The 14,030-nt window shown below is 65.6% G+C and carries 12 protein-coding genes and 1 riboswitch; all 12 genes read left to right on the forward strand.

Annotated elements, in window-relative coordinates; genetic code table 11:
- Positions 1-85 precede the first annotated feature (85 nt).
- Complete coding sequence (locus NUV99_05795; GenBank protein MCR4419633.1) at positions 86-1,261, forward strand: cysteine desulfurase; 1,176 nt, start codon at positions 86-88, stop codon at positions 1,259-1,261.
- Between the two features lie 23 nt (positions 1,262-1,284).
- Positions 1,285-2,544: a tRNA 4-thiouridine(8) synthase ThiI gene (gene thiI / locus NUV99_05800; GenBank protein ID MCR4419634.1), complete on the forward strand. Its 1,260-nt coding sequence runs from the start codon at positions 1,285-1,287 to the stop codon at positions 2,542-2,544.
- Positions 2,537-4,507: a hypothetical protein gene (locus NUV99_05805; GenBank protein MCR4419635.1), complete on the forward strand. Its 1,971-nt coding sequence runs from the start codon at positions 2,537-2,539 to the stop codon at positions 4,505-4,507. Before thiI ends, NUV99_05805 begins: the two co-directional genes overlap by 8 nt.
- A gap of 17 nt (positions 4,508-4,524) precedes the next feature.
- Positions 4,525-5,040, forward strand: coding sequence for a YqeG family HAD IIIA-type phosphatase (locus NUV99_05810; protein ID MCR4419636.1), 516 nt, complete (start codon positions 4,525-4,527; stop codon positions 5,038-5,040).
- A complete protein-coding gene (locus NUV99_05815) occupies positions 5,040-5,990 on the forward strand; it encodes a shikimate dehydrogenase (protein MCR4419637.1) in 951 nt (316 codons plus the stop codon). Before NUV99_05810 ends, NUV99_05815 begins: the two co-directional genes overlap by 1 nt.
- Complete coding sequence (gene aroC, locus NUV99_05820) at positions 5,975-7,180, forward strand: chorismate synthase (protein MCR4419638.1); 1,206 nt, start codon at positions 5,975-5,977, stop codon at positions 7,178-7,180. The genes NUV99_05815 and aroC overlap by 16 nt, the downstream gene beginning before the upstream one ends.
- 10 nt (positions 7,181-7,190) lie before the next feature.
- On the forward strand, positions 7,191-7,721 hold the full coding sequence (locus NUV99_05825; protein ID MCR4419639.1) for a shikimate kinase: 531 nt from the start codon (positions 7,191-7,193) through the stop codon (positions 7,719-7,721).
- Positions 7,718-8,947: a 3-dehydroquinate synthase gene (gene aroB / locus NUV99_05830; GenBank protein MCR4419640.1), complete on the forward strand. Its 1,230-nt coding sequence runs from the start codon at positions 7,718-7,720 to the stop codon at positions 8,945-8,947. Before NUV99_05825 ends, aroB begins: the two co-directional genes overlap by 4 nt.
- Before the next feature lie 94 nt (positions 8,948-9,041).
- Positions 9,042-10,745, forward strand: a complete 1,704-nt coding sequence (locus NUV99_05835) for a GspE/PulE family protein (GenBank protein ID MCR4419641.1) — start codon at positions 9,042-9,044, stop codon at positions 10,743-10,745.
- 18 nt (positions 10,746-10,763) lie between these two features.
- Positions 10,764-11,810 (forward strand): type IV pilus twitching motility protein PilT, encoded by a 1,047-nt coding sequence (locus tag NUV99_05840; protein MCR4419642.1) that lies wholly within the window; start codon positions 10,764-10,766, stop codon positions 11,808-11,810.
- Positions 11,811-11,828: 18 nt separating this feature from the next.
- Positions 11,829-13,052 carry a type II secretion system F family protein gene (locus NUV99_05845; GenBank protein MCR4419643.1) on the forward strand — a complete coding sequence of 408 codons (1,224 nt, stop codon included), beginning with the start codon at positions 11,829-11,831 and terminating at the stop codon, positions 13,050-13,052.
- An 83-nt stretch (positions 13,053-13,135) separates the two neighbouring features.
- Positions 13,136-13,222, forward strand: a riboswitch (cyclic di-GMP riboswitch).
- 233 nt (positions 13,223-13,455) lie between these two features.
- Positions 13,456-13,992, forward strand: coding sequence for a type II secretion system GspH family protein (locus NUV99_05850; protein ID MCR4419644.1), 537 nt, complete (start codon positions 13,456-13,458; stop codon positions 13,990-13,992).
- Positions 13,993-14,030 lie beyond the last annotated feature (38 nt).

Below are 14,030 nucleotides of genomic sequence, written 5' to 3' on the forward strand. Positions count from 1 at the left end.
AGGCTATCATGGGCGTGGAGATACCGGTCCCGGTAGGCCCGGGCGGCTTGGAAACCGAGGCGCCACGCATAGGGAGTGGGTGGTAGTGTCCCGGCTGGTGTATCTGGACAACAGTGCGACCACGCCGTTACGGCCCGAGGTGCGCGAGGCGATGGTGCAGGCCCTGGAATCTACCTGGGGAAACCCCTCCTCCCGTCACGGGCTGGGACTGGCGGCGGAAAAGGCAGTGAACCGGGCCCGGGAGAGCATTGCCCGGGCGCTGGACGTTCTGCCCGAGGAGATCGTATTTACCTCCGGAGGGACCGAGGCCAACAACCTGGCCCTGAAGGGAGCGGCCCGGGCGCTGAGACGGCGGGGAAGGCACATAATCACCAGCGCGGTGGAGCATCCCTCGGTGCTCAACGTTTGCCGGCAGCTCGAGGCCGAGGAGGGGTTTGAGGTCACCTACCTGCCGGTAGACGCGGGCGGGGTAGTGGACGCGGAAGGAGTGGCCCGGGCTCTCCGTCCGGATACGGTGCTGGTCAGCCTCATGCACGTCAATAACGAGGTGGGAGCGATCCAGCCCGTCGAGGAGGTGGGCCGGCTGCTCGCCGCCCGGCAGGACAAGGTATGCTTTCACGTGGACGCCGTCCAGTCTTTCGGCCGGCTGCGGGTGAAGCCCCGGACCTGGAAGGCGGATCTCCTGACCCTGAGCGCCCACAAGATAGGGGGTCCCAAGGGAGTGGGCGCGCTCTACGTGCGGCGGGGTACGCGACTGGTGCCCTTAATGAGTGGTGGGGAACAGGAGGGGGGCTTAAGGCCGGGCACGGAGAACGTTGCCGGTATCGTGGGGTTCGGGACGGCGGCCGAGCTGGCCGTCAGGGAGGCTCCCACGGTAGTGCCGCGGCTGGCGGCCCTGAGGCAGCGGCTGCGGGAAGGTATTGAGAAGGAGGTGGGAGGGGTCCGGTATAACGGCCCGCCTCCGGAGGCGGCAGCTCCTCACATTCTGAACCTCTCCTTTCACGTTCCGGCAGAGTGGCTGCTACATTTTCTGGAGGAGGAAGGCATATACGTATCCAGCGGGGCTGCCTGCCATTCCCGGAGGCCGGAGCCCAGCCACGTGCTGGTGGCCATGGGCTTGGAAAAGCCCGAACTGGAAAGCGCCATTCGCTTCAGCCTTTCTTTCTTGACTACCGAAGAAGATATTGACTACACTATAGCCAAGCTGCGGGGGCTGGTGCCGGAACTTCGCCGGTTGGCCGGGTCCGGTGGCCGTCCCTAGAAGCGGTCTCGGGGGTGCGGGGTATGTACCAGGTGGTGCTCGTCCGTTACGGCGAGATCGCCCTGAAAGGCCAGAACCGGTACTGGTTTGAGCGCACCCTCCTCAACAACATCCGGCGCCACCTGAAGGACTTGGGCCCCCGCCGCATAGGAACGGTAAGCGGTCGGGTCATTGTCTCCCTCGACGGCGACTGGGAAGAGGTTAAGGAGCGCCTGGCCCCGGTATGCGGTATAGTCTCCTTCAGCCCGGCCCGGGTGGTGGCCAAAGACATGTCGGCCATCTGCCGGGCGGCGTTGGAAGAGATGTCCTCGCTGGCCTTTGACGGTCCGGCTACTTTTAAGGTAGAGGCTCGCCGGGCGGACAAGACCTTTCCCTTTACCTCACCGGAACTGGCGCGGGAGGTGGGTGCCTTCGTACTGCGGCACCTGCCCGATCTCAAGGTTGATCTTCACCGGCCCCGATACCGCCTTTCGGTGGAGTTGCGGCGGGAGGGCACCTACGTTTACACCCGCGTGGTTCCCGGCCAGGGCGGGCTCCCGGTGGGAGTAAGCGGCCGGGGGGTGCTGATGCTTTCCGGAGGGATCGATAGCCCCGTGGCCGGATTTTTTGCCGCCCGGCGGGGGGTAGAGCTGGTTCCCCTGCATTTTCACAGCTTTCCCTTTACCAGCGAGCGCTCCAAGGAAAAGGCGGTAGAACTTTGCCGGGTGTTGGCGCGCTACGCCGGCCCTTTAAGGCTACACGTCGCCCACTTTACCGACATCCAGAAGGCCATAGTACAGCTCTGTCCGGAGGAACTGCGGGTGACCATCATGCGCCGGATGATGCTCCGGGTGGCCACCCGACTGGCCGAGGCGGAGGGTGCCATAGCCATCTTTACCGGTGAGAGCCTGGGTCAGGTGGCCAGCCAGACCATGGAGAGTCTGGCGGTTATCGGTGCCGTGACCGACCGGCCTGTCCTGAGGCCGCTGATCGGTTTCGATAAGGCGGAGATAGTGGAAAAGGCCCGCGAACTGGGCACCTACGAGATATCCATCCGGCCTTACGAGGATTGCTGCACGCTATTCGTGCCTCCCCATCCTGCCACCAAGCCCCGGAGGGAGAAGGTGGAGGCGGCGGAGTCGCGCCTGGACGTAAAAGGCCTGGTGGAGGGCTGCCTGGGCAGAATGGAAATCATAGAGATCGAACCCCGTTTTTCGGGATTTCGGGAAGGATTCCGGGCAGGTGGGGGAGAAGATGCTTGCCGGCAACGGACGAGCAAGGAAGGGGTAGAAGAGATTGAGTAAGAAGCCAACTCCCCCCGGGGTGGACGATCGGCTGCTCAAGCGGCGGCTGGTGGAAAAGTGGCTGGAAACCTGCCGGCGGGGAGAGGTTAACCCCAGGTATATCGGGAGGGCGGTCAGACGGATATACGACGAGGCCGGGCGGGTCTTCCTGGAGATCCTCCTCCGGGATCTGGAGGCAGTACACATCCGGGACCGCCACCTGGCCGCCGGGTGCCTCCTGGAACTGCCGCCGGTAGCGGAGGTAAGGACCGGGCTGCGACAGGCGGTGGCCGACCGGCGGCGGCACCTTTGGGCCCGGGGCATCTGCCTCATCGCCCTGAGCGGCATGGGCGAGCCCATAGAGGGCATCATGCACCGCTACCCGGAACTGTCCGAGGAATTGCCGGCCGTGATGGCGCGGCAGTACATCGACGCCCTGTGCGACGAAGAACTCAGCAACGGTCGGGGATGGAGCGATTTCCTGCGCAACCCCGAGGAGGCGCAGATCGAGGTAGTCAACCTGTTGACTACGGTGGGCGACGCCAAGGTGGTGGACTTCCTGTGGTGGGCGGCGGAGGAGGGCTCCCCGGCGGTAAAGGAGGCGGCGCGCCGGGCTCTGGGGCGGCTGCGGCTTTCCGGGGTAGACGTGGATCGAGGCCGGGAGACCGGCGAACGCCAGGCTTCTCCCTTGCTGGCGGTTAGGGAAGGCCAGGAGGCCATGCGCCAGTCCAGTCTGGCCCGCGCCATCTTCTATCTTACCGGTGCGCTCCAGAAGATGCCGGCCGAAGACGAGAGGGGCTTTCCGGTGCGGCTGCAGCTGATCACCGCCCTTCTCCGCGACGGGCAGGTGAGGGAAGCCCTGCGCCAGTGCGAGGAATTGGCCGTCCTCGCGGGCCCGGACCACTTTTACGGCCAGAAGGCGGAACAGCTTGCCCGGGCCATTCAGGAGGTTCTCAGGTCGGGCGGCGATGCCGCCGAGTCCGTAGCCCTGGACCCGGTTGAAGAAGCACTTTACGAGTTGCTCCAGGGCCTGCGCGTGCCTGCGCGGGCCCTCGACCGTGCCTTGGTTATATGGGATAGCTTCCTGCGCTACACGCTGGAGCCCGTGCGCCGGATAGACGATCCCCGCCTGTGGGCGGCGGCGGTTCTGGTGTGTGCCTTACTCTGGTTACGGCCGGGCTCTCAGAAGCAGGGAGAACTTGCCCGGGTGCTGGCTGGCCTGCCGGCGGTGGAGGTCAGGCAGAGGGCGGCCCTCATCTGGAATGCCCTGGGGCTGGGAGAGGACACCCGCTGGCTGCGGCGGGAAATTGCCTATCTGGAGACCCTGAACGGTAGCGGCGGGCAGGACGAGGTAAGTCGCACGGTCGAAGAATACCTTACCGAGCTGAGCTGGGATCGGTCTCCCAAGACGGTTCGACGCTACCGGGAGGGACTGGTCCTGTTTCGCGAATACTTGCTGGGTCAGGCGGAGGTGGGTACGGTGGAAGAGATCACCCCCGAGCACCTGGTGGAGTTCCTGGCCTACTGGTACGTGGGGGCGGAGGGAATAAAGCGTTCTCCGGCCAAGGCCAAGGCGCTTCTGGGCACCATCCTGAGTTTCTGCCAGTGGCTGGACATCAGGAAGGGGACCGACCTGGTACCCCCTTATTACCCGCTGCACAAGCAGTTACGGCGCGATCTCCCTCGGGCCCTGACTCTGGCCAGCGTGCTTCCCGGCTCCACTTTTGCCGGACCGCAGCGCTTCGAGCAGCAGGTGAGCGATTACTTCCGGATAGAGAGCCTGACCCGGCGTACCATGGCGGTGCAGGGCCTCCAGACGCGGGTGCAGCTGCGCGGCGTGGTGATACCGCCGGAGGGGAAGGAACTCTTTCGGCCCAACGACATTCTCTACCTCACCGTGGGCAAGCGGAAGCGGCGCTGGTACATCATCGACTCCGGGGCAGTGTTTCCGCCTCTGGCGGGTTCCTTCGTCGGCCGCGAATAGGCTGGGGGAAACGCGGGGTGCCGCTGGGTAAGCTGGGCCGCAGACTGCAACCCGATCTTCAGGTGAATCGCCTCACCGACGTGCCCCTGGAGAGCCTGTGGCATCGGGGCATACGGGCCCTCATTGTGGATCTGGACAACACCGTAACCTACTGGAACAGCCCGGTTATATCGGAAACGGTTCAGGCCTGGTTTCGGGCGGCGCGGGAGCGGGGCTTTGCCCTCTGCCTCAGCTCTAATAACGTGCGTACCCGGGCGGCGGGCATCGCTCAGACCTTACAGGTGCCGGTGGTGTCCGGGGCGCGCAAGCCTCGTCGCCGGGCCTTCCGGCAGATGTTGGAAATTTTGGGCAGCCGTCCGGAAGAAACCGCCGTGATCGGCGATCAGGTATTCACCGACGTCCTGGGGGGCAAGCGGCTGGGGCTCTATACCGTACTGGTGCGGCCGCTGGGCTCGCAGGAGTTTCTGCTTACCCGCTTTTTGCGCCGTCTGGAGCGGCTGGTCATGCGCTATTGGGGGGCCGGGGAAACTTGATGATTACGGGCCGGACCTTCGTCTTGGGCGTGATAGGCTGGCCGGTAGAGCACAGCGTTTCGCCGGCCATGCATAATGCCGCTCTGGCGGCCTTGAATCTGGACGGGGTTTACGTGGCCTTCCCCGTGCCCCCGGCCGAGGTGGGTGCGGCCCTAGAGGGGCTTTGGGCCCTGGGAGTGAGAGGGGCGAACGTGACCATTCCCCATAAGCAGGCGGTGCTGCCCCACCTGAGCGGCCTCAGTCCCGAGGCGCGGGCTGCCGGCGCGGTCAATACCCTGGTTCGCGGGGACACGGGCTGGGTAGGGTATAACACCGACGGCCCCGGCTTCATGCGGGCCCTGGCCGAGGAACTGGGGTCTCCGACGTCCGGGCTCCGGGCACTACTGCTCGGCGCCGGCGGCGCGGCCCGGGCCGTGGCCTTTGCCCTGGCCGGAGCCGGTGCGGAGGCCGTCACCGTGGCCAACCGCAGCCGGGAGCGGGGACAGGCTCTGGTGCGGGATCTGGCCGACCGCACCCGGGCTTCGGTACGCCTTGTCCCCTTGGAACCCGAAGCGCTGGCCGGGGCCCTTGCCGAAAGCGACCTCCTGGTAAACTGCCTGCCGGTGGGCATGTACCCCCGTTCGGAGGAAATGCCGCCCGTCCCGGCAGATAAGCTGGTGCCGCCCCTGATGGTCTGCGACCTCATCTACAACCCGCGGCCTACGCGCCTGCTGCTAACCGCCCGGGCGCAGGGCTGCCGGGTCATGGACGGGCTGGCCATGCTGGTGGCGCAGGGAGCGCTGGCCTTCGAGCTTTGGACCGGGCGGCAACCGCCCAAAAACGTGATGCGGAAGGCGGCCGAAGAGGCCTTGGGGCAGGGTGGGGGCCGGGACGGCCGTTTGGACGGCAGCGGGGTGGGTTCAGACCACCCGGCGCGAGAGGCATCCGGGTGCCGATTCCGGGAGGGGTAGGCGTGGGCAGCCTCCGTTTCCTGACCGCAGGAGAGTCGCACGGGCCCCAGCTCACCGTGCTGGTGGAGGGAATACCCGCGGGGCTTTCCCTGGAGGCAGAATACATAAACGGCTGGCTTTTTCGGCGGCAGCAGGGCTACGGCCGGGGCGGCCGCATGACCATCGAGCGCGACCGCGCGGAGATAGTGGCCGGTGTCCGGGGCGGGATCACCCTGGGCTCCCCGGTGGCGCTGGTTATTCGCAATCGCGACTGGGAGAACTGGCGCGAAGTAATGGCTCCCGGACCCGAGGCCAGGCTTCAGGATCGGGTGGTAACCCGGCCCAGGCCCGGCCATGCCGATCTGGCCGGGGCGATGAAATACCGCCATACCGACCTGCGCAACGTGCTGGAGCGGGCCAGCGCCCGAGAGACGGCGGCCAGAGTGGCGGCCGGCGCGGTGGCGGCACGGCTGTTGGAGGCTGCCGGGGTGGCACTGGCGGGGCACGTGGTTCAGATCGGTCCGGTGCGGGCGGAGGTGGGCCTGAATCCGGACGTTCTAGGCCGTGCCCGTTCTTCTCCGGTGTTCTGCGCCGATCCGCAGGCGGAAACGAACATGATGGCGGCCATTGACCGCGCCAGGGAAGAGGGGGATACCCTGGGCGGCGTTTTCGAGGTGGTTGCCTGGGGGATTCCGCCCGGACTAGGGAGCTACGCCCACTGGGACCGGAGGCTGGACGGCAGGCTGGCCCAGGCCCTGATGAGTATTCCCGGAATCAGGGGGGTAGAGATCGGGCTGGGTTTTGCGGCCGCCTCCCGGCCGGGCTCGGAAGTCCACGACCCGATTTTCTGGGAGCCGGGGCGCGGGTTTTCCCGCGGCAGCAATCACGCCGGCGGGCTGGAGGGCGGGGTCACCAACGGCGAGCCCCTGGTGCTGCGGGCGGCGATGAAGCCCATCCCCACTCTGGCCCGGCCTTTGGCCAGCGTGGATCTCCGCGACCGAAAACCGGTTTCGGCCGCCTACGAGAGGTCGGACGTGTGCGCGGTGCCGGCGGCCAGCGTGGTGGGCGAGGCCATGGCGGCTCTGGTGCTGGCCGACGCCCTCCTGGAGAAGGTAGGCGGAGATCACCTGGAGGAGCTAAAGCTGAACTTGGAAAACTACCGCCGGTACCTGGCGGCCTTCGGCGGGGTGGAACGAGATAGCCGAGGATAGGAACATCGTCTTGATCGGCTTCATGGGCGTGGGGAAGACCGCGGTGGGCAGGTACCTGGCCGCGGTTCTTAATCGGCGGTTTGTAGACGTGGACCTGGAGGTGGAGCGCGTCACCGGGCTCGGAATACCGGAGATCTTCGCCCGGTACGGAGAACCCCGCTTCCGGGAAGAGGAGGCCCGCGCGCTGGCACGCGTATGCCGGCACCGGGGACAGGTGATCGCCACCGGCGGCGGAGCGGTGCTGCGGCCGGAGAACGCCGAGGCCCTGCGCCGGGCGGGAGTGGTGGTGTGGCTTAGGGCCGATCCGGAGGCCATATACCGACGGGTTGGGCCGGGAGGCGGCCGGCCGCTCCTGGCCGGAGCAAATGCCCGGGAGCGCATTCGGGAATTATTGGCCCAGCGCGAGCCCTGCTACCGGGCCTGCGCCCATATGGCGGTGGATACTACCGGCCGCTCGGTAGAAGAGGTGGCGGCGGAGATTGTCCGGCGGCTCGGGTTCGCCGGCGAAGCCGCGCCCGTCGAAAAGGAGGAAAAGCGGTGAGGCGGGAGCTGTGGGTAGAGCTGGGGGCGCGGCGTTACCCCATCTACATCGGCCGGGGTATCCTGGGCGACCTCGGCGGCCTGGTTCGGCTTGTCTCGCCTTCCCCTTCCCCCGTGCTGGTGGTATCCAATTCCACGGTACAGGGACTCTTCGGCGCCCGCATCGAGGCCGCCCTCGGCGAGGCCGGCCGGCGCTTCGGGTGGGCCTTGGTGCCCGATTCCGAGGAGGCCAAGAGCCTTTCCGTTCTAGGCGACCTTTACGAGCGCGCCGTGGCGCTGGGGCTGGACCGGCGCTCGGCGGTAATCGCCCTGGGCGGAGGGGTGGTGGGGGACGTGGCCGGCTTTCTGGCCGCCACCTACCTGCGGGGCGTGGCCTACGCTCAGATTCCCACCACCCTGCTGGCGCAGGTGGATTCCTCCGTGGGCGGCAAAGTGGCGGTTAACCTTCCCCAGGGCAAGAACCTGGTAGGGGCGTTTTACCAGCCGCGCCTGGTGCTGGCGGATCTGGACACCCTGGCGAGCCTGCCGGCCCGGGAGTGGCGCTGCGGCCTGGCGGAGGTAGTGAAGTACGGGGTCATAGGCGATCCGGATCTTTTTGCCCTGCTGGAAGAAAGGGGCTTTGTCCTGGCCGACTTCACGGGCCGCGCCGACGGCGAAGGGACCAAAGGGGCGCCTGACCAGGTAGACCGATCCCGAAAGCGGCCCGGTGACTCCTCCGAAGCCACGGTCGCCCGAACCCAGGCAGGCGGCTCCTCTCGGCTGGACTCTGACGTAGCCGGACTCCTGGAGGAGATCGTGTGGCGGTGCTGCCGTCTAAAGGCCCAAGTGGTGGCCCGGGACGAGCGGGAAGAAGAGGGTCACCGGATGATCCTGAACTTCGGCCATACCGTGGGCCACGCCCTGGAAGCGCTGACCGGTTACCGGGACTGGCGCCACGGCGAAGCGGTGGCCGTGGGCATGGCGGTGGAAGGGTACCTGGCGGTGCTTCTAGGCCGATGGGGCCGGGACGAACTCGACCGGTTGGAATCGCTGTTGCGCCTTTTTTCCCTTCCCACGCGGCTGCCGCCGGGCCTGGCGCCCGAGGCCATCCTGGCGGCCATGCACCGGGATAAGAAGGTCGTGGGCGGCAATCTTACCCTGGTTGTGCCGCGCCGCCTTGGGGAGGTGGAGGTGGTGCGCGGGATTCCAGAGGAGAAGGTACTGATGGCCTTGCAGGCGTACGCCTGAGCGGGTGGGACGGCCGGCACTCACCTGAAGGCGCCAGGAGGCGGAGGGTCTCCTGGTCCCGGGCCGGGCGGCCGGGAAAGGATTGGGAGCCGGGGTGAGGGTGGTGCGAAAGCGTCTGGGTGAACTGTTGTTGGAAGCGGGCTTGGTAAGCGAGGAGCAGCTGGAGCGCGCCCTGGCGGAGCAGAAGGGCACGGGAGAACGGTTGGGGAAGCTGTTGATCCGTCAGGGTGTGGTGACGGAGCAGGACATCATCAACCTCCTGGAGGTTCAACTGGGCATACCCCAGGTGCGCCTGCTTCCCGGCTCACTCGACCGCAGTCTGGCCCGCATCCTGCCGGAACCGCTGGCCAGGCGGTACCTAGTGGCTCCGGTACGCCTGGAGGGGAACCGGCTGGTGGTGGCCATGGCGGATCCTCTGAACGTGACCGCGGTTGACGATCTCCGGCTGAGGACGGGGCGGGATATTCTCCCCGCCATCGCCTCCGAAGCGGACATCGAGCGCGCCTTTTCCGAGCTTTACGGCCAGGCCCTGTCTGTGGAAGAGCTGGCCAGCGCCGAGGAGGGCGAGGGTACGCGGGTACTGCAGGCGGAGGTGTTCGATCTGGACCGTTCGGGCACCGCCGCCGGGGTAGACGCTCCGGTGGTCAAGTTGGTGAACGGCCTGCTTCAGCAGGCGCTTCGGGAGCGCGCCAGCGACGTGCACCTGGAGCCCATGGCAGAAGGGGTCAGGGTACGCTATCGGGTAGACGGCGCCCTGCGGCCGGTCATGACCCTGCCCCGGGCCCACCATGCTCCGGTGGTGTCGCGCATAAAGGTTATGGCCGGCATGGATATAGCCGAGAAAAGGCTTCCCCAGGACGGCAGAGTGCAAATCCGGGCACAAGGCCGGCAGGTAGACCTCAGAGTTTCGACCCTACCCACCATTTTCGGAGAAAAAGTCGCCATAAGGCTTTTGGACCGGGCCTCGGCCTATCTGGCCCTGGATGATCTGGGCTTCGGATCGGAGGCGCTGGCCCGCTATCGGAAACTGATCCGTCGCGCCTACGGTATGATCCTGGTCACCGGGCCCACCGGCAGCGGGAAGACCACCACCCTCTACGCCACTCTGAGGGAGATCAACACTCCGGAGAAGAACATCATTACCATAGAAGACCCGGTGGAGTACGTACTCGAGGGCATTAACCAGATCCGGGTTAACCCCAAGGCCGGGCTTACCTTTGCCTTAGGGCTTCGTTCCATCCTGCGACAGGATCCCGACGTGATCATGGTGGGCGAAATCCGCGATCGGGAAACCGCGGACATCGCCATCCGTTCTGCCAACACCGGGCACCTGGTGCTGAGCACCCTCCATACCAATGACGCGGCTGGAGCCCTGACCCGGCTCCTGGACATGGGGGTGGAGCCATTTCTTGTAGCTTCTTCGGTAATTGGGGTGGTGGCCCAGCGTTTGGTGCGTACCTTGTGCCGGCACTGCCGGCGGCCGTATGAGGTACCGGCCGGTGGAGAGGAGCACCTGCTCCTGGGCGAAGGAATTAAGACCCCCCTGACCCTCTACCGGGCGGCGGGTTGCCCCGAGTGTGCGGGAACGGGGTACCTGGGTCGAACGGCCATCCTGGAAGTCATGCCCATGACCAGTGCCCTGCGACGCCTGGTGCTCGCGCGTGCTTCCGGTGAGGAAATTGCCGCCCAGGCCGTGGCCGAAGGCATGATAACCCTCTGGGAAGACGGTCTGGCCAAGGTACGCCGGGGGCTGACTACCATGGCGGAAGTGGTTCGGGTAGCATACGCCGGCGAATGATCTGGTGGGGAGAGCAAGATGGACCTCGACGCGGTCCTACGCGAGGCGGTTCAGCTGGGAGCCTCGGACGTACATATCACCATCGGTTTGCCGCCGGTATTCCGCATTCACGGAGAGTTGCGAAGGCAAGAGCACCTGCCGGTGGTAACCCCTGCGATGGCGGAGGGTGTGCTTCGGCATCTGGTTTCGGAGGAGCTGTACCGGCGATTTCAGGAGTCCGGGGACATGGACTTCGCCTACTCGCTGGCCGGGGTGGGGCGTTTCCGGGTCAACGCCTTCAGACAACGGGGTAGCGTGGGTCTGGCCATGCGATTGATAAACACGCGCATCCCGTCCCTGGAAGAACTGGAACTGCCTCCGATAGTTGCGGAGTTGAGCCGGCGGACCAAGGGGCTGGTACTGGTCACCGGCCCCACCGGCAGCGGCAAGTCTACCACCCTGGCGGCCATGGTGGGGCTCATTAACCAGGAGCGGGCCTGCCACATCGTCACCCTGGAGGACCCCATCGAGTACGTGCACCGGCACGGCAAGAGCATTATCAACCAGCGAGAAATCGGGAGCGATACCGAGAGTTTCGGCCGGGCCCTCCGGGCCGCCCTCCGGGAGGACCCGGACGTTATCATGGTGGGGGAAATGCGGGACCTGGAAACCATATCTACCGCGATCACCGCCGCGGAGACCGGCCATCTGGTGCTGGCCAGCCTGCATACCGCCAGCGCCACGCAAACGGTTGACCGGATCATCGACGTGTTTCCTCCCCACCAGCAGTCCCAGGTGCGGGTGCAACTGGCCGATACCCTTGAGGGCATCGTTGCCCAGCAACTGCTGACCCGCGCCGACCGATCCGGCCGGGTAGTGGCGGTAGAGATCCTGGTTGCCACTCCGGCAGTGCGCAACCTGATCAGGGAGGGCAAGAGCCATCAGCTCCTTTCCGTGATGCAGACCGGCGCCAGGTACGGGATGTGCACGATGGAAGCCTCGGTGCGGGAGTTGGTGCGTCAGGGCAAGGTAGGAGCCGAGGAGGCGACCCGGGTGCTGAGCGGGTTGGCCGCTTACCAACCGTAAGGAGGTGAGCGGGCCGGAGTGCCTACTTACCGTTACCGGGCGCGCGACGCCCACGGCCGGCTTCGCGTGGGTACCCTGGAGGCGGAAAACGAGGTGGCCGTGACCCAGGAGCTTCGGCGCCAGCAGTTCTTCCCGGTGGAGGTGAGGCTCCAGCCCGCCGTCGGGCGGCTGCGCCTGCCCCTCCCTTGGGAGGAGTGGGTTTCACCGCGGCCGAAGAGCGGCGACCTGGCCTTTTTTTGCCGGCAGTTCGCCACCTTAGTGGGCGCCGGCGTGCCGGTGGTGCCCGGCTTGCGGGCTCTGGCGGAGCAGACCGCCAATCGGGCGCTCAAGACTGCCCTGCGCGGGGCGGTGGGGCGGGTGGAGGGAGGCTCGGGCCTGGCCGAAGCCCTGGATGCGTTTCCCCGCGTCTTCCCCCGGCTCATGGTGCGCATGGTGGCCGCCGGAGAAGTGGGCGGGATGTTGGACGAGGTTCTGGAGCGCCTGGCAACCCACTTCGAGCGGGAGCACGAGCTGTACCAGAAGTTGCGCTCGGCCGTCACCTACCCGGCCTTCGTGCTGTTAGCGGCATTGGGAGTGGTGGCCTTTCTGTTCCTTCACGTATTGCCCACCTTCGGCCAGTTGCTGGCCGGTCTGGAGGCTCCTCTGCCCTTACCTACGGTCATAGTGTTGGCGGCAGGGGGGGCCGGCCGTCGGTATTGGTATTTGTGGATTGTGCTGTCGGTGGCGGCGGCGCTGGCGGTAAGGCAGCAGCGGCAGACCTCCCGCGGCCGCCAGCAATGGGATCGCCTGCTGCTGCGCCTCCCCGCGCTAGGGGAGCTATACCGGCAGATTCTCATTTCCCGACTCAGCCGCACCCTGGGCACCCTCCTTCGGGGCGGGGTGCCGCTTTTGCAGGCCCTGGAGGTGGTAAAAGGAGTGCTGGGGAACGTGGTTCTGGAGCAGGGGCTGGCGCAGGCACAAGAAGGCATCCGCCGCGGGGAAAGTCTGGCCGGAGCCCTAGGCCGCACCGGGCTTTTCCCGCCCATGCTCACCGAGATGGTGGCCGTGGGCGAAGAGTCGGGAGCTTTAGACCTTCTGTTGGAACGACTGAGCCTATTCTACGACCGGGAAGTTGACGCGGCCGTGAGTCGGCTTACCAGCGTGGTAGAACCCGTTTTGATTCTTTTTCTGGGCGGCGTTGTGGGGCTAGTAATGGTATCGGTATTGCTTCCCATGCTGACCCTGATACAGAGCGTTCGTTAGCCAAAAAATTTTCCAAACCGAGGCCTGGTTGGGAGGAGAGCAGCATCGGCAGGCGAAAAAAAATATAATCCTAAATTAGGAAGTACCCGAAAGGGCAAACCCGGCGAAAGCCGGGGGCGCAAAGCTACGGGCCTACGGACGGAATGGTCTAGGGCGGCCGGGCTGCCGAGGTACGCAACCGCGGCGGCCCGGCCTCTGCATGCTAGCTCTTGGCGGGAAGGTGGTTTGCCCTGCTGGAGGCCAAAGGCATGGGGTGCCGAGCCGGCAAACCAGCAGCGGGGGTGGTGACCAGGCATTCTGACAATGACGTGGACGTCCTGAGTTATTGCCGAAATTGGGCGGGGTATGAGGTTCTAGCGGGTAACGGCGTGCGTGTATGACCCTAGGGTAAGGAGGTACGTCTATGCGAAGGCTGCTGAAGCGCGAGCGAGGATTTACCCTTATTGAACTGCTAGTGGTAATTGCGATCATCGGCATTTTGGCAGCGGTAATTACGCCTAACGCCTTCCAATCAATTGAGAAGAGCAAGGTAGCAGCTGCCGAGGCGGACTATAAGGCCATCAAGGCGGCCGCAATGAACTTTTATACGGATACTGGGCTCTGGCCTCCAACCTACACTAGTTCGGTGCCAGACTCCTACCTCACCACGACTCCGACGTCGGGTTACAATGGCTGGGCCGGGCCTTACCTCGAGCGTTGGCCCAGCCGCAATCCGTGGGGCGGTGTCTACAGGTTTTACAATAGTTCGTCCCCCCCTACAGGCCATCCGTGGGGAGCCCTTACTGGTAGCGGCACCTACAGATGGTTATATGTCGATCGAGTACCGGGGGTGGGCTCAAGCCCAACGGGCGCCGCGGCGAAGCTCAAGAACGATCTGGGAGATGTTGTCTACGTTCCCTCGTCGGGTAACGTACTTTACATCCTAATCTCCAAGGACTAACGAAAGACTAAACCGAAGGTAGCTTTTCAAGGCCTGGG

The organism is Clostridia bacterium, assembly GCA_024653205.1.
GTDB lineage: Bacteria > Bacillota > DSM-521 > Neomoorellales > SLTJ01 > JANLFO01.